At 73.9% G+C, this 20,303-nt stretch carries 17 protein-coding genes; 9 read left to right on the plus strand and 8 right to left on the minus strand.

Translation table 11 applies throughout. The features are described 5' to 3' along the window. Positions 1-8: 8 nt before the first annotated feature. The 3 genes from AMK24_RS15610 to rsmH are packed head-to-tail and all read right to left on the minus strand — an operon-like array spanning position 9 to position 3,559. Positions 9-1,985 (minus strand): peptidoglycan D,D-transpeptidase FtsI family protein, encoded by a 1,977-nt coding sequence (locus AMK24_RS15610; protein WP_073769345.1) that lies wholly within the window; start codon positions 1,983-1,985, stop codon positions 9-11. A gap of 4 nt (positions 1,986-1,989) precedes the next feature. Continuing rightward, a complete protein-coding gene (locus AMK24_RS15615) occupies positions 1,990-2,544 on the minus strand; it encodes an FtsB family cell division protein (RefSeq protein ID WP_073769346.1) in 555 nt (184 codons plus the stop codon). 49 nt (positions 2,545-2,593) lie between these two features. Next, positions 2,594-3,559, minus strand: a complete 966-nt coding sequence (gene rsmH, locus AMK24_RS15620) for a 16S rRNA (cytosine(1402)-N(4))-methyltransferase RsmH (RefSeq protein WP_073769347.1) — start codon at positions 3,557-3,559, stop codon at positions 2,594-2,596. A gap of 443 nt (positions 3,560-4,002) precedes the next feature. Between rsmH and AMK24_RS15625 the strand changes: the two genes are divergently transcribed. The 4 genes from AMK24_RS15625 (at position 4,003) to AMK24_RS15640 (ending at position 9,636) form a co-directional block, all read left to right on the plus strand. After that, positions 4,003-4,566 carry a beta-class carbonic anhydrase gene (locus AMK24_RS15625; protein ID WP_073769348.1) on the plus strand — a complete coding sequence of 188 codons (564 nt, stop codon included), beginning with the start codon at positions 4,003-4,005 and terminating at the stop codon, positions 4,564-4,566. Positions 4,567-4,817: 251 nt separating this feature from the next. Next, positions 4,818-5,855, plus strand: a complete 1,038-nt coding sequence (locus AMK24_RS15630; protein ID WP_073769349.1) for an AAA family ATPase — start codon at positions 4,818-4,820, stop codon at positions 5,853-5,855. Beyond that, complete coding sequence (locus AMK24_RS15635; protein WP_073769350.1) at positions 5,855-7,222, plus strand: DUF58 domain-containing protein; 1,368 nt, start codon at positions 5,855-5,857, stop codon at positions 7,220-7,222. Before AMK24_RS15630 ends, AMK24_RS15635 begins: the two co-directional genes overlap by 1 nt. Beyond that, on the plus strand, positions 7,219-9,636 hold the full coding sequence (locus AMK24_RS15640) for a transglutaminase TgpA family protein (protein ID WP_073769584.1): 2,418 nt from the start codon (positions 7,219-7,221) through the stop codon (positions 9,634-9,636). The genes AMK24_RS15635 and AMK24_RS15640 overlap by 4 nt, the downstream gene beginning before the upstream one ends. A gap of 306 nt (positions 9,637-9,942) precedes the next feature. Here AMK24_RS15640 and AMK24_RS15645 read toward each other — a convergent pair whose 3' ends face one another. The 3 genes from AMK24_RS15645 to AMK24_RS15655 all read right to left on the minus strand — a co-directional run bounded on the left by AMK24_RS15645 (position 9,943) and on the right by AMK24_RS15655 (position 12,043). Continuing rightward, positions 9,943-10,347, minus strand: a complete 405-nt coding sequence (locus tag AMK24_RS15645) for a DUF3040 domain-containing protein (protein WP_030117797.1) — start codon at positions 10,345-10,347, stop codon at positions 9,943-9,945. Positions 10,348-10,594: 247 nt separating this feature from the next. Beyond that, positions 10,595-11,353: a methyltransferase gene (locus AMK24_RS15650; protein WP_073769351.1), complete on the minus strand. Its 759-nt coding sequence runs from the start codon at positions 11,351-11,353 to the stop codon at positions 10,595-10,597. Positions 11,354-11,515: 162 nt separating this feature from the next. Then, positions 11,516-12,043 carry an SAV_6107 family HEPN domain-containing protein gene (locus AMK24_RS15655; protein ID WP_073769352.1) on the minus strand — a complete coding sequence of 176 codons (528 nt, stop codon included), beginning with the start codon at positions 12,041-12,043 and terminating at the stop codon, positions 11,516-11,518. A gap of 165 nt (positions 12,044-12,208) precedes the next feature. Here AMK24_RS15655 and AMK24_RS15660 point away from each other — a divergent pair, with 165 nt between their 5' ends. The 5 genes from AMK24_RS15660 (at position 12,209) to AMK24_RS15680 (ending at position 18,317) form a co-directional block, all read left to right on the plus strand. Then, positions 12,209-13,012, plus strand: coding sequence for an ATP-binding cassette domain-containing protein (locus AMK24_RS15660; RefSeq protein ID WP_073769353.1), 804 nt, complete (start codon positions 12,209-12,211; stop codon positions 13,010-13,012). Continuing rightward, positions 12,984-15,071: a YhgE/Pip family protein gene (locus AMK24_RS15665; RefSeq protein WP_073769354.1), complete on the plus strand. Its 2,088-nt coding sequence runs from the start codon at positions 12,984-12,986 to the stop codon at positions 15,069-15,071. The genes AMK24_RS15660 and AMK24_RS15665 overlap by 29 nt, the downstream gene beginning before the upstream one ends. 53 nt (positions 15,072-15,124) lie before the next feature. Continuing rightward, entirely contained in the window at positions 15,125-15,736 is a 612-nt protein-coding gene (locus AMK24_RS15670; protein ID WP_073769355.1) for a TetR/AcrR family transcriptional regulator, read from the plus strand. Positions 15,737-16,153: 417 nt separating this feature from the next. Next, on the plus strand, positions 16,154-16,792 hold the full coding sequence (locus AMK24_RS15675; RefSeq protein ID WP_073769356.1) for a DUF4126 domain-containing protein: 639 nt from the start codon (positions 16,154-16,156) through the stop codon (positions 16,790-16,792). A 10-nt stretch (positions 16,793-16,802) separates the two neighbouring features. Further along, entirely contained in the window at positions 16,803-18,317 is a 1,515-nt protein-coding gene (locus AMK24_RS15680) for a phytoene desaturase family protein (protein ID WP_073769357.1), read from the plus strand. 97 nt (positions 18,318-18,414) lie between these two features. Here AMK24_RS15680 and AMK24_RS15685 read toward each other — a convergent pair whose 3' ends face one another. Then, positions 18,415-19,287, minus strand: coding sequence for a hypothetical protein (locus AMK24_RS15685; RefSeq protein ID WP_073769358.1), 873 nt, complete (start codon positions 19,285-19,287; stop codon positions 18,415-18,417). 49 nt (positions 19,288-19,336) lie between these two features. Further along, positions 19,337-20,254 carry a methylenetetrahydrofolate reductase [NAD(P)H] gene (metF, locus tag AMK24_RS15690; RefSeq protein WP_073769359.1) on the minus strand — a complete coding sequence of 306 codons (918 nt, stop codon included), beginning with the start codon at positions 20,252-20,254 and terminating at the stop codon, positions 19,337-19,339. Between the last annotated feature and the right edge of the window lie 49 nt (positions 20,255-20,303).

Here is a 20,303-nt window from a genome sequence, read left to right on the forward strand (position 1 = left end):
TCCCCCGTTCACTCGCCGGGTTCGAAGGACACCGGCAGCCGGGGCGGCTTGCTGCCGGACGGGGGGATCTGGAGCGACTTGAGCGCGAACTCCATGACCTGCTTGTAGATCGGGCCGCAGATCTGGCCGCCGAAGTAGCTCCCCCTGGTGGGGTTCTGGATCGCGCAGTAGACGGTGATCCGCGGGTCGTCGGCGGGGGCGAAACCGGCGAAGGAGGCGGTGTAGCCCTTGTAGACGCCGCGGTCGGGATCGACCCGGTTGGCCGTACCGGTCTTGCCCGCGACCCGGTAGCCGGGGATGGCGGCCTTGGTTCCGGTCCCCTCCCGGTCGTCGACGACGGACTCCAGCATGGCCGCCAGGGTCTTGGCGGTCTTCTCGCTGACCACCCGGGTCTCCTCGGGGGCTTCGGCAGGGGTGAAGCGCCCGTCGGCGCCCTTGGCGCCGCGGACGAGGGTGGGGGCGACCCGTACGCCTCCGTTGGCGACCGTGGAGTAGACCGAGGCGGCCTGGACGGCGTTGATGGAGAGGCCCTGGCCGAAGGGGATCGTGTACTGCTGCGAGGTCGACCAGTCCTTGGGGTGGGCCAGCAGGCCGGGCGACTCGCCGGGGTAGCCGAGCCCGGTCTTCCGGCCGAGGCCGAACTTGCGCAGGTAGTCGTAGAGGACCTTGTTCGACTCCGCCTGGGTCTTGCCGAGCTGACCGGTCGCCAGGATGGTGCCGATGTTGCTGGACTTGGCGAGCACCCCGTTGAGCGTGAGGTACCAGGTGGGGTGGTCGACGTCGTCCTTGAAGAGGCGGTCGCCCCGGTGCAGCCGGTTGGGGACGGTCACGTGGGTGCCGGGGGTCGCGGCCCCCTCCTCCAGCACGGCGGCGATCGACATGACCTTGCTGGTGGAGCCGGGCTCGTACACGTCCTGGAGGGCCGCGTTGCCGAGCGAGGCGGAGGTGGCCTGCGAGAGGTCGTTGGGGTCGTAGCCGGGTGCGTTGGCCATGGCCAGCAGCTCGCCGGTCCTCGTGTTCTGGACGATGACGTAGCCGCGGTCGGCCTTGGACTTCTCGACCTGGTCGCTGATGGCCTTCTGGGCGGCCCACTGGATGTCGCGGTCGATGGTCAGCTCGATGTCGGAGCCGGGGACGGCCGGGATCTCGCTGCTGCCCGCGGTGGGGACCCGGCGGCCGCCGGCCTGGGCGTAGCGGATCTTGCCGTCCTCGCCCGCGAGTTCCTTGTCCAGCTGGGATTCGAGTCCGCCGCCGCCCTTGCCGTCGGCGCTGACGAATCCCAGTATCCCGGCGGCGAGGCCCCCGTTGGGGTAGACGCGCTTGGTGGTCGGCTCCTGGAGGACGCCGGCCAGGACGTTGGCTCCCGGGCCGCCCTTGAGCTTGTCCTCGGACGCCTTCTCGGCGAAGACGGCCTTGAGGTCCTTGATCTGCTTCCAGACCTGGGGGGTCTGCCGGTAGGCGAGGACGGTGTAGCGGCTCTTGGCCGAGAGCTGTTCGGTCAGCTTCCCGACGTCCTTGCCGAGGATCGGGGCGAGCAGGGCGGCGGCCTGCTGCGGGGCGTCGGGCGCCTTGCTCTCCTCGGGCGTGAAGAGCTTGGGGTCGGCCGTGATGTTGTGCGCGTCGACGCTGGTGGCGAGGGCGACGCCCTTGCGGTCGGTGATCTCGCCCCGCTCGGCGGCGACCGTGTACTCCAGGTAGCGGTTCTTCTCGGCCTTGGCCGCGTACGCGTGGGCGTCGACGGCCTGGACCTGGAGAAGCCGCGCCACGAAGGCGAGCATGACCAGCGTCAGCCCGAGGCCGACGAGCCGCAGCCGGGGGCGCGGGCTGCCCAGCCGCAGGGAACGCGGCGCCTTCCCGCGCCGGGTGGCGCCGCCCGCCGGGGGCCGGGGGCGGCGGGTCTGCGGGCGCGCGCCGGAGCGGCCGGCCGAGCTGCGGGGGCGGGCCGGGCCGGGTACACGGCGGGGCGGCGGGTCCTTGGGCGGCACTGCGTCACCTGCCGGGGCTCGTCGGGGTCGGGCTGTTCTCCGCCGAGGGGGCGGCTGCGGGGCCGGGCGCCGGTGCGGAGCCGGAGGACCCGGCGGACGCGCCGGCGGCCGAGGGGGCGGGGGTCGCGTCGGGGGCCGCGGTGGCGTCGGCCGAAGCGCTGGGGCTCGGGGTGGGGCTCGGCGGCGGGGCGGTGGCCCTGGCGGGCTTGCCCCGGACCGTGCCGTCGGGGTTCAGGAAGGCGGGGCTGCCGCCGGGGACCATGCCCAGCTCCCGGGCGCGGCGTTCCAGGGCGTCGGGCTGGGAGCGGCTGTCGACGTCGCGTTGGAGGGCCTGCTGCTCGTCGGTCAGCTCGGTGGTGTTCCGCTTGAGTTCGCTCAGCCGGAACGAGCCCTCGTTGAGGGCGGAGTTCAGCAGGAGCAGGGTGATGAGGCCGCCGCCCAGGAGCAGGACGACCAGGAGGACGAAGGGGGTGCGGGCGGCGGTGCTGGGCCCCGGGGACGGCATCAGCCGGGCGAGCCGGGCGGCTCGCCCCTTCAGCGGCGCGGTGGGCCTGCTCACCGCACGCCCCCCGTGGCGCCGGCCGGGCAGCGGTGTCCGGGCCGGGAGCTCATCGCTCCTCCTCGCGGATGCGCTGGGCGCCGCGCAGCCGGGCGGGGGCGGCGCGCCGGTTCTCGGCGATCTCCTCCTCGGTGGGCAGCTCGGCGCCCCGGGTGAGCTGCTTCAGGCGGGGCTGGTAGCGCTCGGGGACGACGGGCAGTCCGGGGGGCGCGGTGTTGGCGGAGCCGGCCGCGAAGACCTGCTTGACCAGCCGGTCCTCCAGCGAGTGGTACGAGAGCACGGCGATGCGCCCGCCGACGGCGAGGCTGTCGACGGCGGCGGGGACGGCCCGCTCCAGGACGCTCAACTCGCCGTTGACCTCGATGCGCAGGGCCTGGAAGGTCCGCTTGGCGGGGTTGCCGCCGGTGCGCTTGGCGGCCTGCGGCAGCGCGTCGCGGATCAGCTCGACGAGCCGGGCGCTGTTGCTGAAGGGCTCCTTCTCGCGCTCGCGCACGATGGCGGAGACGATCCGCTTGGCCTGCTTCTCCTCGCCGTACGCGCGCAGGATGCGGACCAGTTCGCCGGGCGGGTAGGTGTTGAGGACCTCGGCGGCGCCCATGCCGGTGGACTGGTCCATGCGCATGTCGAGCGGAGCGTCCTGGGCGTAGGCGAACCCGCGGTCGGCCTCGTCCAGTTGCATGGAGGAGACGCCGAGGTCGAACAGCACGCCCTGGACCTTGGGGACGCCGAGCCGGTCGAGGACCTCGGGGAGCTCGTCGTAGACGGCGTGCACGAGGGTGGCCCGGTCGCCGTAGGGGGCGAGCCGTTCCCCGGAGAGGCGGAGCGCTTCCTTGTCGCGGTCCAGGGCGATCAGCCGGGCGGTGGGGAAGGCCGCGAGCAGGGCCTCGCTGTGGCCGCCGAGGCCGAGGGTGCAGTCGACGACCACGGGCTCCGGGCGGGCGGGGTCCTGGAGGGCCGGGGCCAGCAGGTCCAGGCACCTCTGGAGCATCACCGGGACGTGTCGGGTCTGGCTCAATGCGCCCTCTTTAGGCTCTGTCCCGTTCGGCCGGCACGTACGTCCTGGTCCCCGCCCGCTCCGAAGGGGAGGCCCGCCGGCGCCGGGGAAGTGGCGTCGGCCGACCGGGAGCGGGAGAGGGCCGGGCCGCACGTACGCCGCACATCACGGGGGGAAAACGGAATACAACGGAATATGCAGGAGGTGCAGATGGTGCGAGTGGTGCGATGGGCGTGCGTACGGAGGTGGATGGTGACTTCGCGTTACTTTAGTCCACCCTGCCATTCGATCGATGCGCGATCAACGAACCGCGCAGCGCGCCGCGCCACCCGTACGGATGCGGCGACCTCACCCGGACGGGTGCGTCCGGAGGTCCTGTGGGTTACCTCACAACAAGCCGCGTCGACGTTCTTTGTCCGCTCTCACAGCCTCTCGCGCCAGGTGGGAAGGCTACCGTCGTAGCCATGTCGACTTCTGCTCACTCCCCTGCCGAGTCCGTGACGTCCCCCGCTCCGGCGGTCCGCGAGGGAGGCCAGGTCACCGACCGTCTCGTCGCGCTGAACTCCGCGTACGCGAAGGACTTCCGCGACCCGGGCATGGACGCCCGCCCCGTCCTCCAGGTCGCCGTGGTCGCCTGCATGGACGCCCGCCTCGACCTGCACGCCGCCCTCGGCCTCGAACTCGGCGACTGCCACACCATCCGCAACGCGGGCGGCGTGGTGACCGAGGACGTGATCCGCTCGCTGACCATCAGCCAGCGGGCGCTCGGCACCCGCAGCGTGGTCCTCATCCACCACACCAACTGCGGCCTGGAGTCCCTCACCGAGGAGTTCCGCAACGACCTGGAGCGCGAGGTGGGCCAGCGGCCGGCCTGGGCGGTGGAGGCGTACAAGGACGCCGACCAGGACGTGCGCCAGTCGATGCAGCGGGTGCGGACCTCGCCCTTCCTGCTGCACACCGACGACGTGCGCGGATTCGTCTTCGACGTGACCACCGGTCTGCTGCGGGAGATCGACTCCGCTTCCTGAACGGGCCCCTCGCGCGTCCCGGCCCTCACCCGCGCCCCACACGTGCGTCGCCCTGCCCCGGGGCGTCGGAATCGTGACAGACGCCGTCTTTTCACCCCCACTTGTCCGCAGGCGAGTGACACGAAGCGGTAACGCCAACAAGAATGCGGGGGTGGCGCTCCCCGGGCCTTCCGGCGGAGTGTCCGTTTCTTCGGGGCGGGCCGCGCGGGTACGCGCGGCGGCCCCTGCGCACAAGGGCCGAGGAGGGCCGGGTGACGACCTATGACGATCGAGCGAGCCTCACTGATCTGACCACCACCGCTGAGCGGGTGCGCAGGTCGGTGGAGAGTGTGATCGAGGGCAAGCCCGAGGTCGTACGGCTGTCGCTGACGGTGCTGCTCGCCGAGGGGCACCTCCTCATCGAGGACGTCCCCGGCGTCGGCAAGACCATGCTGGCCAAGGCTCTGGCGCGCTCCATCGACTGTTCGGTGCGGCGCATCCAGTTCACGCCGGACCTGCTGCCCTCCGACATCACCGGGGTGTCGGTCTTCGACCAGCAGCGGCGGGAGTTCGAGTTCAAGCCGGGCGCGATCTTCGCCCAGATCGTGATCGGCGACGAGATCAACCGCGCCTCGCCGAAGACGCAGTCGGCGCTGCTGGAGTCGATGGAGGAGCGCCAGGTCACCATCGACGGGCACACCTACGAGCTGCCCGACCCGTTCATGGTGGTGGCCACCCAGAACCCGGTCGAGATGGAGGGCACCTACCCGCTGCCCGAGGCCCAGCGCGACCGCTTCATGGCCCGGGTCTCCATCGGCTACCCCAGCCCGGAGGCCGAGCTCCGGATGCTCGACGTGCACGGGGGCCTCTCCCCGCTGGACGACCTCCAGCCGGTGGCCCACGCCCACGACGTCGTGAAGCTGATCGACGCCGTCCGGACGGTGCACGTCGCCGAGGCCGTGCGGCGTTACGCGGTGGAGCTGGTGGCCGCCACCCGCAGCCATCCCGACCTCCGGCTCGGCGCCTCCCCGCGTGCGACGCTGCACCTGCTGCGCGCCGCGAAGGCGTCCGCCGCGCTCAGCGGTCGCGACTACGCCCTGCCGGACGACGTCCAGGCGCTGGCCGCCCCGGTGCTGGCGCACCGGCTGCTGCCCACCGCCCAGGCCCAGCTGAACCGCCGCACGGCGGACCAGGTGGTGCTGGAGATCGTCCAGCGCACCCCCGTGCCGACCTCGGCGGGCGGCGCCGCGCCGGTCGGGCAGCAGGGCCGCCCGCCGTACCGCCGGCAGCCCGGGACACGGCGGCCGTGATGGCGGCCGGCGAGCCCGGCGCCGTGGAGGGCGGCGACCGGAAGGGCGGCCTCCGCACGGCCCTGGGCGGGCTGACCACCCGGGGGCGCTCGTTCCTGGCCGCCGGTCTGGCCGCCGGCGCCTGCGCGTACGTCCTGGGCCAGAGCGATCTGCTGCGGGTCGGGCTGCTGCTCGCCGTGCTGCCCCTGGTCTGTGTGACCGTGCTCCACCGCACCCGCTGCCGGGTCACGGGAACCCGGCGGCTCTCCCCCTCCCGGGTGCCTGCGGGCGCGGAGGCCCGGGTGCACCTGCGGATGGAGAACGTCTCCCGGCTGCCCACCGGGCTGCTGATGCTCCAGGACCGGGTGCCGTACGTGCTGGGTCCGCGCCCGCGCTTCGTCCTGGACCGGGTGGAGGCGGGAGGCCGCCGCGAGGTGTCCTACCGGGTCCGCTCCGACCTGCGGGGCCGCTATCCGCTCGGTCCGTTGCAGCTGCGGCTCGGCGACCCGTTCGGGATGTGCGAGCTGACCCGCTCCTTCAGCGCGTACGACACCCTCGTCGTCATCCCGCGCACGGTGCCGCTGCCCGCGCTGCGGCTGGCGGGCGAGGCCTCCGGGTACGGCGACGGACGCCAGCGTTCGCTCGCGCTCGCCGGTGAGGACGACATCATTCCGCGCGGCTACCGGCACGGCGACGACCTGCGCCGGGTCCACTGGCGCTCCACCGCACGCCACGGGGAGCTGATGGTGCGCCGTGAGGAGCAGCCGCAGCGGGCCAGATGCACGGTCCTGCTGGACACCCGGCAGATCGGCTACCGGGGCGCCGGGCCGGACTCGGCGTTCGAGTGGGCGGTCTCGGGGGCGGCTTCCGCCCTGGTGCACATGCTGGAGCGCGGCTTCGCCGTCCGGTTGCTCACCGACGACGGGAACGCGGTCCCCGGCGAGGGGACCGGTGGTTTCGCGGGTTCCACCCAGGAGTCGGCGGACTCGGCGGGGCTGATGCTCGACACGCTCGCGGTGGTCGGCCATTCCGACGGCGGGGGCCTCTCCCGCGCCCACGACGTGCTGCGCGGCGGCGACGAGGGGCTGCTCATCGCCTTCTTCGGCGATCTGGACGAGGAGCAGGCCGCGGTGGCGGCCCGGATGCGGCAGCGCGCCGGTGCGGGGGTGGCCTTCGTGCTGGACAGCGCCGTCTGGGCCGGTGAGGCGGGCGCGGCGGGGCGGGCCGAGGAGCGGCTGCGGCGGCTGCGCGAGTCCGGTTGGACCGCGGTGCCGGTGGAGCCGGACGACGAACTGCTCGACGTGTGGCAGGCGGCGGGCGGGATGCGCCCGGACACGCCGAGCGCCCCGAGCGGCGGCGCGACGGGATTCACGGGGGGACGGTCATGAGCGGTCGGGCCAGGCTGGCGCTGTGCGCCTGGGCGGCGACACTGCTGGCGGCGGGTGCGCTGACCCCGCTGGTGGAGGAGGCCCGCTGGCTGGTGCCGGCGGCCGTGCTGCTCGGCGTCCAGAGCGGGACGGGCGCGCTCGCGCGCCGGGCGCCGCTGGCCAGGACGGCCGTCGTCGCCGTCCAGGCCCTGGTCGCCCTGGTTCTGCTGACGCTGGTGTTCGCCCGGGACGAGGCCCTGTTCGGCGTGGTGCCGGGGCCCGACGCCGTCCTTCGGCTCGGCGATCTGCTGGCGGCCGGCGGGGAGGACGTCGGCACGTACGCCACTCCGGCCCCGCTGACCGAGGGCATCGAGCTGATGGTGGTCGGCGGTGTCCTCCTGATCGGTCTCGTGGTGGACGCGATGGCGGTGACCTTCCGCAGCGCGGCCCCGGCCGGACTGCCGCTCCTCGCCCTGTACTCGGTCGCGGCCGGTCTCTCGGACGGCGGTGCGAGCCCGCTGTGGTTCGTGCTGGCGGCCTCCGGTTATCTGCTGCTCCTGCTGGCGGAGGGACGGGACCGCCTCTCCCAGTGGGGCCGCGTCTTCGGCGGCGCCTCGCGGAGCAGGGGCGGGCTGGCCGAAGGGCTGGCCGGGGCGGGCGGCGGGTCCTCCCCCGTCCGCACCGGGCGGCGGATCGGGGCGTTGGCGCTCGGCGTGGCCCTGGTCGCCCCGGCGGCCCTGCCGGCCCTGGACGACGGGCTGCTGGGCGGCAGCGGTCCGGGGAACGGCCGGGGCAGCGGCGGCGGCACCATCTCCGCCGTCAATCCGCTGGTCTCGCTGCAGGACAACCTCAACCAGCCGGAGAACCGGGAGGTGATGACGTACCGCAGCAACATCGAGAACCCGCAGAACCTCTACCTCCGCATCCTGGCCCTGGACGAGTTCAACGGCAGCGAGTGGCGTTCCTCCACCCGCCGGCTGACGGACGTCCCGGAGCGGCTCCCCCGGCCCGAGGGGCTGGGCGGGGACGTCTCCGTCACCGAGGTCCGGACGAACATCTCCGCCTCGCCCTCCTACCAGCAGACGTATCTGCCGCTCCCCTACCCGGCGAGCGAGGTCCGCGCCGACGGCCGCTGGCGGTACGAGCCCGAGGGCCGCACCCTGGTCGGGGACGACGGGCAGACCACGCGCGGCGCGCGGTACGAGGTCGGCAGCCTGGTCGTCGAGCCCACCGCCGGACAGCTCGCCGCCGCGGGCGCGCCGCCGGAGAAGCTCCTCAGCGAGTACACGCGGGTTCCCGACTCGCTGCCGGGCGTGGTCGCCCGGACCGCCGAGCGGGTCACCGGGGGCTCGGCCAACGCCTACGAGCGGGCGGTGAAGCTCCAGGACTGGTTCGCCTCGGAGGGCGGCTTCACGTACGACACGTCCGTCGCCTCGGGGACCGGAACGTCCGCCATCGCGCGGTTCCTCCGCGACAAGGAGGGCTTCTGCATCCACTTCTCGTTCTCGATGGCGGCGATGGCCCGGACGCTGGACATCCCGGCCCGGGTCGCGGTGGGCTTCACCCCGGGCGCCATGAAGTCGAACGGAGCGGTCTCGGTCGGACTGCGGGACGCGCACGCCTGGCCCGAGCTGTATTTCGAGGGCGTCGGGTGGACCCGTTTCGAGCCCACCCCGAGCCGGGGCAGCACCCCGTCCTGGACCCGGCCCGAGGTGCCCGCGGCCGGCGCGAGCGACGCGGCCGAGCCCTCGGCCGCAGCCCCCACCGAGCCGTCCGCCGTTCCCTCCACCGAGAGCAGTTGTCCGCCGCAGTTGCGCCAGGAGGGTGGCTGCGGCCCCTCGCCGGAGACGGGCGCGGCGCTGCCGACCGACCGGGGCGTCTCGGGCTGGAAGGTGCTGCTGGTGTCCCTCGCACCGGTCGTGGTGCTGCTGCTGGTGCTGGCGCCGCTGCTGTGGCGGACCCGGACGCGGAACCGCCGGCTGGGCTCCGGGGGCCGGACGCCCGCCGACGCCGCCGCGCGGACCCTGGCCGCCTGGCGGGAAGTCGCCGACACGGCCTGGGACCACGGCATCGCGCCGGACGAGTCGCTGACGCCCCGGAAGGCGGCGGCCAGGATCGTGCGGCTGGGCCGGCTCGACACCGGGGCGGCCGAGGCCGTGCACCGGATCGCGGGCGCGGTGGAACAGGTGCTGTACGCCCCCCGTCCGCACCCCGCGGCCGGACTGGCCGACGACGTCCTCGCGGTACGGGCTGGGTTGGAGGCGTCGGCGGGCCGGGGCGCCCGGCTGCGCGCGATGTTCCTCCCCCGATCGTCCGTCCGGGTGGTGTGGGCCCTCACGGAACGCCGGGCGGCGCTCTCGGAGCGCTGGGCGGGCCGCCCGGGGGCCGGCCGCTGGTCGGCCCGGTTGCTCCGCCTCTCACGCCGGCACGGCTGAGGCGGGCGGCGGCCTCCGCCCGGCGTCGAGGCCGCCGGGCCGGGCCGGTTCAGCGGGTCCAGACCGGCGTCCTTCCGCCCCCGGCCTCCTGCCGGGGGCCGACGGGACGGCGCGGGGCTGCGGGTCCGCGGGAGCGGAAGGACGGCGGGCGCGGCGGGACCTCGGCCGCACGCCGCCACGCCCGTCCCGCGGCCCGTCGCGTGCGACGACGAGTGGGGCGGTCGCGTTTCCGCGACCGCCCCACTCGTCGGTGTCGTACCTCGCGCCGTCGCCCGGCCCTGTCGGGAAGGGCGGGGCGGTGGCGTCCTACTGGCCCTGCTCGTCGCGGCGGCGCTGCCACCGCTGCTCGATGCGGTTCATCATCGACCGGCGTTGTCTCGGCCGGCGGCTCGCGCCGCTGTCCCCGCCGCCCGCGGCGGCCGGCTGCTGTTCACCGGGTTTGGGCGCCTTGCGCCAGCCGGTGACCGCGAGCACGGCACAGCCGAGCATGACGAGGAACCCCACCACGCTGATCCAGATCTGCTGGGCGACCATTCCGGCCATGAGGAGCGCGATACCCACCAGGAAGCCTGCGACCGCCTGGTAGACCCTTCGTCGGGTGTACGTACGCAGTCCGCTTCCCTCGAGCGCTGTCGCGAACTTGGGATCTTCGGCGTACAGCGCTCGCTCCATCTGCTCGAGCATGCGCTGCTCGTGCTCCGAGAGCGGCACGGGATCCTCCTCGTCGTCGGCCGCGGGGGCGACCGGTATGCGGCCCTTCCAGGATAGGCAGGGATTCGCCCCCGTGAAACCCGCCCTCTAGCCTTCAGCCAGTCCGGACCGCTATGTCGGCTCGGCTGCTGAGGCGTAGATTCCCCGACGACCGTTCCGCCATGCCGGATGGTGTCACCCGATCATACGGGGCTCGCGCCCCGTACGGGGGTCCTGAGTCCGACTCCGTCCGATGCTGCGTCGCTGATCAGCGCCGCTTCTCTCCCAGGACGTGGAGCTGGGCGGCGACGGAGTGGAAGGCGGACTGCTCGGCCACGGCCGCTTCGAGCTTGAGAAGGGCCTCCAGGGCGCCGGGCTCGGTGTCCACCAGGGCGCCCGGCACGAGGTCGGCGAAGACCCGGACGCCGTGCACGGCGGCGATCTCCAGACCGGCGCCGGAGACCAGGCCGGAGAGCTGTTCGGCGGTGAACCGGCGGGGTACCGGGTCGCCCTCGCCCCAGCGGCCGGCCGGGTCGGTGAGCGCCTGGCGGGCCTCGGTGAAGTGGCCGGCGAGGGCGCGGGAGAGAACGGCCCCGCCCAGTCCGGCGGCCAGCAGGCTGAGCGCACCGGAGGGGCGCAGCGCCGCGACCGCGTTGCGCACGCCCGCGGCCGGCTCGTCGACGTACTCCAGGACGCCGTGGCAGAGCACCGCGTCGAAGCCGTCGCGGTCGACGACGTCGAACAGCCCGAGGATGTCGCCCTGGACGCCCCGGACCCGGTCGGCCACCCCCGCCTCGGCCGCGCGGCGCTCCAGCGCGAAGAGCGCGTTGGGGCTGGGGTCGACGACGGTGACCCGGTGGCCGAGCCGGGCGGCGGGCACGGCGAAGTTGCCCGTGCCGCCTCCGGTGTCCAGGACGTCCAGGGCGTCCCTGCCGACCGTCTCGGCCTGACGGTCCAGAGCGTCCTTGAGGACCTCCCAGACCACGGCGGTACGAAGGGAGGCGCGGGGGCGCGGCTGGTCCGACACGGCAGATGACTCCTCGACACGGTGCCGCCGGGGACGGCGGAGCGTGGACAGTGCGGTGGTGATGTGAGCGGTCACCACCCTATGGCCTCGTCCCGCCGTCGAGGGCGCGGCGTTCGCCCGCCGCCGCCGACTGGAGGGCGACGGCGCGGCGGCGGGCCCCGGTCAGCCGCCGCCGGGCCGCTCCGCACGTGGTTGCGGCAGGGCCGGCTGGAGCACCAGGAGCCGTTCGACCAGGCGCAGGAACATGGCGGCGTCGCGCAGCACGTCGTCGGCGTCGCGCCCGCTGGCGGCTCCCGGCATGCCGGCCTCCGCGCGGGCCCTGCGGTCGGCCCCCGCGGCGAAGTGGGCGCTCCAGTCGGTCAGCTCCGGCGCGATCTCCGGAAGGACCTCCCAGACGCTGCGGATGCGGTCGCGGCTGCGCTTGTTCGTCTCGGGGCGGCCCCGGGCGGCCAGCACGGCCGCGGCGGTGCGCAGGGCGGCGAGGTGGGCGGTGGCGTACCGCTCGTTGGGCTCGTGGAGCACGGCGGCCTCGTCGAGGCCGGAGCGGGCCTTGGCGAGGAGGTCGAGGGCTGCGGGCGGCGCCGTGGCGCGGCGCAGGACGGGGTGGACATCGCTTGCCGGACCGGTCAGTGAGGGGGCAGGGCTGCCTGCGCGGCGCCGCGGGACGGCGGCTGCGGACGAGCTGGCCATGACGAACCTCCTGTCGTCGGGTGACGGCTTCGTGGCCGTCTGTGTCCATGGTGGCAACCACCACTGACAATCGGTTCTCCTACCCTGCTGAGCTGCCGTTTTGCTTCGGGCGCATGTTCGGGCTAGTTTTTGCACTGACTAGTCAGTTCATAAAGGGGAGGGTCTGTGGAGAGCCCGCACGGCGCGGCGGTCGCCGCCGAGAGCTTGGGACTGAAGGGGCCGCGCGGCTGGGTCTTCCGGGACGTGACGTTCAGCGCCGCGCCGGGAACGCTGGTGGCCGTCGAGGGGCCGTCCGGTTCGGGCCGCACCTGTCTGCTGCTCGCGCTGACCGGCCGTATGCGCCCCACCGAGGGCCGCGCCGAGACCGGCGGCCTGCGGCTGCCCCGGCAGGCCGCCGCCGTCCGCGCGATCGCCGCGCTGGGGCCGGTGCCGATGGTCAGCGAGCTGGACCCGGCCTTCACGGTCGCCGAGCACCTCCGCGAACGCGCCCTGATGCAGGGCCGCTACGGCGCCACCCTGCGCGGCCTGCTGCGCCCGCGCGCCGAGCGCCGGGCCGCGGCGCGGGCGCGGATCGACGAGGCGCTGGAGGCCGCCGGCCTCGACGTGACGGCGCTCCCCAAGGCGGAACGCACCTCCGTACGGGACCTGGAACGGCTGGAGGCGCTGCGGCTGTCCGTGGCGCTCGCGCTGATCGGCACGCCGCGGCTGCTCGCCGTGGACGACGCCGACCTCAAGCTCTCGGACGCCGAACGCGACCGGGCGTGGGCGCTGCTGCGCTCCGTGGCGGACTCCGGGACGACCGTGCTCGCCGTGTGCAGCGAGGCCCCCGAAGGCGCCCTCACCGTCCGTACCGCCCACGCGGCCGACGCCCCGGCCCCGGCCGGGGGGAAGACGGCCGCGCCCACCGACGACCCGACCACCACCGACGAGGAGACGGCCGATGCGTTCGCCGAAACTGGCCGCGCTTGAGCTGAAGCGGTTCGGCAGGGGGAAACTGCCGGCCGCCGCACTGGTGGCCCTGCTGCTCCTGCCGCTGCTCTACGGCGCCCTGTACCTGTGCTCGTTCTGGGATCCCTACGGGAAGCTCGACAAGCTGCCCGTCGCCCTGGTCAACGACGACAAGGGGACCACCAGCGACGGCAAGCGCCTGGCGGCCGGGGACGAGATCAGCGAGAAGCTGCTCGACTCCCAGGTGTTCGACTGGCACGAGGTCGGCTCCGCCGAGGCCGAGAAGGGCGTCGAGGAGGGCACGTACTACCTCTCGTTGACGATGCCGCCGGACTTCAGCGAGAAGATCGCCTCCAGCGGCGGGGACTCCCCCGAGACCGGCGCGCTCCAGGTGCGGACGAACGACGCCAACAACTACATCGTCGGCCAGATCTCCCGGACCGTCTTCGGCGAGGTCCGCAACGCCGCCTCCACGAACGCCTCCCGCTCCTTCCTGGACCGCATCTTCATCAACTTCTCCGACCTGCACGACAAGACCGCGGAGGCGGCCAAGGGCGCCGACGACCTCAAGGGCGGCATATCGAAGGCGAAGAAGGGCTCCAAGGACCTCGCGGACGGCCTCAAGGACTCCAAGGCGGGCAGCAAGAAGCTCTCGGACGGCATCGTCAAGCTGAACCAGGGTGCGCGCGAGCTCGCCACGGGCTCCGGCCAGGTCGCCGGGGGCACCCAGCTGCTGGCCGACAAGGTCAACGCCATCGCCGGCGACGTACGCCCGTTCTTCGAGGACAACGGGAAGTCCATCCGCGACACGGCCCTGCTGGTCGCCGACACCTCCGCGGCCGTACGGCACAACCTCGACCTGCTGGTGAAGAGCGCGCCCGCCGCCGCCGGCGGCGCCAAGGAGGGCGCCGACGAACTGACCGAGATCCATCGGACCCGGTGCGAGGAGGCCGAGGAGCCGGACGCGACGGCCTGTCCGGCACTGGAGCGCGCCAAGACCGCCGCCGTCGACGTCGCGAAGATCGCCGCCGATGTGAACACCCTGGTCACCAGCCAGAACGGCGACCTGAAGAAGCTGAGCACCCAGCTCACCGCCTTCCAGAAGCAGGCCGAGGACCTCGCGAAGCGCGCACCGACGCTGGACGACGACCTGGCGGCGGCCGTGAGCAAGGTCAACGAACTCAACACCGGCGCCCAGAAGGTCGCCAAGGGCGCCCGGGCGCTGCACACCGGACTCGGCGGGGCGCAGACCGGTTCCAGCGAACTGGACACCGGCGTCGGCAGGTTGAAGGCCGGTGCGGAGAACCTGGACGGCGGGCTGTTCCGGCTCGGCGACGGTTCGGCCGAGCTGGCCCAGGGCCTCAACGACGGCGTCGGCAAGATCCCCGACTACGACGAGAAGGACCGCGACATCCGGACCGGCGTCATGGCCGACCCGGTCAAGCTCGCCTCCCAGTCGCTCCACGAGGCCCCCAACTACGGCACCGGCTTCGCCCCGTACTTCATCCCGCTGTCCCTGTGGGTCGGCGCGATGGTGGCGTACATGCTGATCCAGCCGCTCAACCGGCGGGCGCTCGCCGCCGGGGCCTCCTCCTGGCGGATCGCGCTCGCCGGCTGGCTGCCGGTCGCCGCGATCGGCACGCTCCAGGTCGGCGCCCTGATGGCCGTCCTGCACTGGGGCCTCGGCCTCCAGATGACCCACGCCGCCGGCACGATCGGCTTCCTGGCTCTGGTGACCTGCTGCTTCGCCGCGATCGTGCAGTGGCTGAACGCCTGCTTCGGGGCGGCCGGACGCATCCTGGTGCTGGTGGTGCTGATGCTCCAGCTGACCTCGGCCGGGGGCACGTACCCCGTCCAGACCAGCCCCGGCTTCTTCGGCGCGATCCACCCGTACCTGCCCATGACGTACGTCGTCGAGGGGCTGCGCAGGCTGATCACGGGCGGCCCGCTCACCCCGGTCTGGCTGGGCTGCGCGGTGCTGGCGGCCTTCACCGCCGGGGCGCTCGCCCTGACCGCGTTCACCGCCCGCCGCAAGCAGGTGTGGAGCCTGAGCCGGCTGCACCCGGAGCTGAGCCTGTGAGCGCGCCCTCGGTCGCGTCCCCGGCCGCGCCGGGGCCTGGAAGAATCGGCGCCATGGAAAGCAGTGGCACCACGCGCCGCCAGGCCACCCGGCAGAAGCTCTACGAGGCGGCGGTGACCCTCATCGCCGAGAAGGGCTTCTCCACCACCACCGTCGACGAGATCGCCGAGCGGGCCGGGGTCGCCAAGGGCACGGTCTATTACAACTTCAAGAGCAAGACCGAGCTGTTCGAGGAGTTGCTCCGGCACGGCGTGGGGCTGCTCACCGCCTCGCTGCGGGCCGCCGCCGAGGAGTCGGAGGAGCGCGGTGGCACCCGGGTCGAGGCGCTGGACGCGATGATCCGCGCCGGGCTCGCCTTCATCGACCGCTACCCGGCCTTCACCCAGCTGTACGTGGCCGAGCTGTGGCGCACCAACCGCGCCTGGCAGTCCACGCTGCTGGTGGTGCGCCGGGAAGCCGTCGCGGTGGTCGAGGACGTGCTGCGGGACGGCGTGCGCGACGGCGAGCTGAGCGAGGAGATCGACATCCCGCTGACGGCCGCGGCGCTGGTCGGGATGGTGCTGGTGGCGGCGCTGGACTGGCAGGCGTTCCAGCCGGAGCGCTCGATCGACGAGGTGCACTCGGCGCTGTCCCTGCTGCTGCACGGGCGGGTCAGCGGGCGCTGAGGCCCCGGGCCCGTCCGGGAGCCCGCCGGAGCACCTGACCGGAGCCGAAGCCCCTGACCCGGCCCGCCGTGCGTACGGCGACGTCGAAGACGCCGGCCGATGGAGTCCGCGTCCCCCGTGGACTCCATCGCGCCGGCGTCTTCCGTACCTCCGGGAACCCGTCCCCCGTGACCCCGTACGTCCCCCGTGGTCCCCGAGCCCCGTCGTGCACCCCCGTTCCGTCGGGGGTACCGCGCCGTTCCGCCGCCCCGTGCCGGCGGTCGCGGCGCAGCGCCCCTTCCGTGGTCATCACTCTGCCGTCCGCGCGGGCGGGGGCCTATCCGCGCGGGTACTCATCCGCGGCGCTAGGTACGGGTACTCAGGGCGCCGTGCCCTGCCCCGTCCGGGCCCCGCGCGGGGGTCGCTACGATCGGCGGCATGTCGGTCATCCCCCTGGTGTTCACCAGCGGCTGGGCGAGCGGGATCAACGCGTACGCGGTGGTCCTGCTGCTCGGCCTGTTCGGCGCGACCGGCGTCGGTGACGAGGTGCCCGCCGCCCTCCAGCGCACCGACGTGCTGGTCGTGGCCGGGGTGCTGTTCCTCTGCGAGGCGGTCGCGGACAAGATCCCCTACGTGGACTCCGTGTGGGACACGGCGCACACCGTGATCCGGCCGGTGGCCGGGGCGGTGGTGGCCGCGCTGCTGGCCGGGGAGAGCGGTTCGCTGCCGGAGGTGGCGGCCGGCGCGATCGGCGGGTCCACGGCGCTGGTGAGCCATCTGGTGAAGGCCGGGACGCGGATGGCCGTCAACACCTCCCCGGAACCGTTCAGCAACATCGGGATGAGCGTCGTCGAGGACCTCGGGGTCGCCGGGGTGGTCACCTTCGCGGTCTTCAACCCGGTGGCGGCCGCCGTGATCGCGGCCGTGCTGCTGGTGCTCGGCGTCGTCGTCGTGCTCTTCCTCGCCTCCCGGATCCGCCGCTTCCTGCGCCGCCGGGCCGAGCGGCGGCAGGAGAGGCGCCCGACCGGGGCGGACGGGCCCCGGCCTCCCGGCCGAACCCCCGGGGCCGGTCGGTAAAGTCACCGGCATGGCACGCATTGCGGTGATCGGCGCCGGTACGGGCGCCATGGCGGCGGCAGCCCGGCTCGCCGTCGCGGGCGAGAAGGTGACGGTCTACGAGCGGTCCGCGAGCTACGGCGGCTCGGTCGGCCGTCATGAGCACGAGGGCTTCGTCTTCGACACCGGGCCCGGGCTGCTGCACCTGCCCGCCGTCCAGCGCGACCTCTTCGTGAAGACCGGCAAGGAGTCCCTGGAGCAGTGCGTGACGCTGGTCCAGGTCGATCCGGCGAGCCGCCACCTCTTCGCGGACGGCACGGCCCTCTCCCTGCCCAACGCCTCCCGGGCCGGGGTGGCCGCCGCCCTGGACGGGTCGCTGGGCGCGGGCTCCGGGGCGCGCTGGAATGACTTCATGGACCGGGCCCGGGACGCCTGGGACCGCTCGCGGCGGCCGCTCCTGGAGGAGCCCCTGCGGCCGGACCACCACGTGCTGGGGCGCGATCCGTACCCGGCGGTCCGGCAGCGCCGGCTGCTGCGCCCGGCCCGGCGGGCGGACACGGTCGCGGAGATCGGCGCGGGGGAGCTGGCGGACGCCCGGCTGGCGGCCCTGCTCGACGGGTACGCCCTCGCCCACGGCCTGGACCCGCGCACCGCCCCCGCGAGCGCCGCGCTGCTGCCGTACATGGAGCAGACCTTCGGCAGCTGGTACGTGAGGGGCGGGATGCGTGAGCTGGCCCGCGCGGTGTACGAGCGGTGCGTGGCCCGCCGGGTGCGGTTCGTCTTCGGGGCCGAGGTGGTCCGGATCGTCGAGAAGGACGGCCGGGCGGCGGGCGTGGAGCTGGCGGACGGCGAGGTGGCCGAGGCCGACCGGGTGGTGCTCGGGGTCCGGCCGCGCCCGGGGCTGGTGCCGGATCGGCAGGTGTGGGGCGCGGACGACGTGAGGGTCCGCCCGGGTCCGGGCGCGGGCGCGGCGGGCCGGTTCACGGTGCTGCTGTCGCTGCGCGGGGGCCGGGAGCCGGAGGCGGTGCACCGGACCGTGGTGCACAGCGCCCGGGGGGCGGCGGAGCAGGAGGCCGTGTTCGGGGGCCGGGTCGCCGCGCACCCCACGGTGACGGTGCTGCGGCCCGACGACCCGGCGACCCGGCCCGACGCGGAGCACGAGGCGGTGACGCTCACCGCGACGGTGGCCCCGCAGGGGCCGGTGGACTGGCGGGACGCGGAGGTCCGGCGGCGGTTCGCGGACGTCCTGGTGGAGAGGGCGGCGGCGGTCGTTCCCGGGCTGCGGGAGCGGATCCTGCACACGGAGGTCCGCACCCCCGCGCACACCGAGGCGGAGACGGGGGCGGAGGGCGGTGCGGTGCCGCCGCCCGCGCTGGCCGGGGCGGCGGGGGCGTACCTGCACCCGGGCAACTCCACCCGGCTGCCGGGGCTGTATCTCGCGGGCGGCTGGGCGCACCCGGGCGGCGGGCTCGCGCACGCCGGGATGTCGGGGACGCTGGTGGCCGGGCTCGTGGTGGAGGGCGACGGCTTCCGGGGCTCCCGCTGAGGTTCCCGGCCCGCCGGGGGCTCCGGCGCCCGCCTCGCGCCGGGTGTACGCGTTGCGCCGCCGGCCGGGACCGGTCCCGGCCGGCGGCGCCGTCCGTTCAGTAGCGGTACTGCTCGTTCTGGCCGGTGTCGTAGCCGTTGCCGTACGGGGTGGGCCCGGCGGGCTGTTCCGGCGGCATCGGGGGGTACTGCTCGGCGTCGCGCTGCTGCGGAACCCAGACGCCGCCGGGCGGGGTGTCCGCGGCGTACTGCTCCGACCCGTAGCCCTGGTGGTAGGGGTCGGCGTGGCTCTGCCGGCCGCCCTGGCCGTCGTCGCCGTAACCGCCGTAGGAGGGGGCCCCGTTGGTGGGGCCGATGTACGGGTCGGAGTAGGCGGCGTAGCTCTGCGGGTCGGAGCCGTAGTCGTACGTTCCGGCGTAGGGGTCCTGGGCCGGCTGCTGTGCGTAGCCGCTGTAGGAGTCGTACGCGGCGTACTGCGGCGGGGCCTCGAAGGCGGAGTCCTGGCCGCCGCCGGTGTCGTAGTCGGAGGCCCCGTGGACGCCGTACCGGCCGGTGTCGGCGGGCATCGCCTGCGTCTCGTGGAGGGGCGGGGCGGCCGGGGACGCGTCGTGCCCGGCGGGCTCCCCCTCCGAGACCTCCAGCCCGGAGACCTCCAGGGTGGGCTCCTTCGTCGCGGCTCCCTTGCCGCCCGCCCTGCGGCGGCGGCTCTCCCCCGGATTGCCGCCCAGGGACCACCCGGTGGAGAAGCCGCGCCGGAAGGACAGCGTCACGAAGGTCTGGCCGGTGGCGAAGGCGAGCGTCCCGATGACGATGACCGGGACCGAGGAGAGCAGCACCCCGGCCACCACGCCGAGGAACCCCGCGAAGGCGAGGAGCCGCCAGCGCAGTCGCGCCTTGTACTGCAGAAGCACCTCGCCCAGCAGCCACAGGGCCACCAGACCGAATGCGATGTAGAGGACCGTCCAGCCCACGCCCGCCCCCTCCTGCGGCCGTAGCCGCGTCGGCGGCGGGTACGACCGGTCACGACTGCTTGTGCAGTCCGAGTTTCTCGTAGATTTCGAGCGTAGCCGTCGAGTTGTTGAGCGTGATGAAGTGCAGTCCGGGCACACCCTCGGACAGCAGCTCCGCGCAGAACTCCGTTGCGAACTCGATGCCAATGGAGCGTACAGCGGCCGGATCGTCCTTGGCGGCGAGGATGCGCTCTTTCAGCGGCTCGGGCACGGTCGCGTTGCTGAGCTGGGAGAACTTTTCCAATTGCTTGACGCTGGTGAGGGGCATGACTTCGGGGATCACCGGGGTGTCGCAACCCGCCGCGACCACGCGGTCACGCATGCGGAGGTAGTCCTGCGGGCGGAAGAACATCTGGGTGATCGCGTAGTCCGCGCCCGCCCGGCACTTGTCGACGAAATGTCCGATGTCCGTCTCCCAGTCGGTGGACCGGGGGTGCATTTCGGGAAAGGCCGCGACGCCGACGCAGAAGTCGCCCGCCTCCTTGATGAGCCGCACCAGGTCGGCCGCGTACTTCACGCCCTGCGGGTGCTCGATCCACTCGCCCATCGGGTCGCCCGGCGGGTCGCCGCGGACGGCGAGGATGTTCCTGATGCCCGCGTCCGCGTACTGGCCGACCATGTTGCGCAGTTCGGCGACCGAGTGGTCGACCGCGGTGAGGTGGGCGACGGGGGTGAGGGTGGAGTCCGCCGCGATCTCCTGGGTGGCCTTGACCGTCCCGGCGCGGGTGGAGCCGCCGGCGCCGTAGGTCACGGAGACGAAGCTCGGGCGGACCGCCTCGACCCGGCGCAGCGCGTTCCAGAGGTTCCGCTCGCCCTTCTCCGTCTTGGGCGCCCAGAACTCGAAGGAGTACGACGTCTTGCCGGTCGCTAGCAGGTCACGCACGGTGCGCGCGTGATCCGTCCTGGTGGAGGGTGTGCCGAGGGCCATGAGGGGAGGTTAACCAGCGCGTGGACGCTCCCCCAACCGGAGCGGGGAA

This window comes from Streptomyces sp. CB02366 (assembly GCF_001905905.1).
Classification (GTDB): Bacteria; Actinomycetota; Actinomycetes; order Streptomycetales; family Streptomycetaceae; genus Streptomyces.

Bases quoted from the DNA above. Each gene is read 5' to 3' on its own strand.
- AMK24_RS15625 (WP_073769348.1), top strand. From the start codon at position 4,003: ATGTCGACTTCTGCTCACTCCCCTGCCGAGTCCGTGACGTCCCCCGCT.
- AMK24_RS15635 (WP_073769350.1), top strand. From the start codon at position 5,855: ATGGCGGCCGGCGAGCCCGGCGCCGTGGAGGGCGGCGACCGGAAGGGC.
- AMK24_RS15640 (WP_073769584.1), top strand. From the start codon at position 7,219: ATGAGCGGTCGGGCCAGGCTGGCGCTGTGCGCCTGGGCGGCGACACTG.
- AMK24_RS15655 (WP_073769352.1), bottom strand. From the start codon at position 12,043: ATGGCCAGCTCGTCCGCAGCCGCCGTCCCGCGGCGCCGCGCAGGCAGC.
- AMK24_RS15665 (WP_073769354.1), top strand. From the start codon at position 12,984: ATGCGTTCGCCGAAACTGGCCGCGCTTGAGCTGAAGCGGTTCGGCAGG.
- AMK24_RS15670 (WP_073769355.1), top strand. From the start codon at position 15,125: ATGGAAAGCAGTGGCACCACGCGCCGCCAGGCCACCCGGCAGAAGCTC.
- AMK24_RS15675 (WP_073769356.1), top strand. From the start codon at position 16,154: ATGTCGGTCATCCCCCTGGTGTTCACCAGCGGCTGGGCGAGCGGGATC.
- AMK24_RS15680 (WP_073769357.1), top strand. From the start codon at position 16,803: ATGGCACGCATTGCGGTGATCGGCGCCGGTACGGGCGCCATGGCGGCG.
- metF (WP_073769359.1), bottom strand. From the start codon at position 20,254: ATGGCCCTCGGCACACCCTCCACCAGGACGGATCACGCGCGCACCGTG.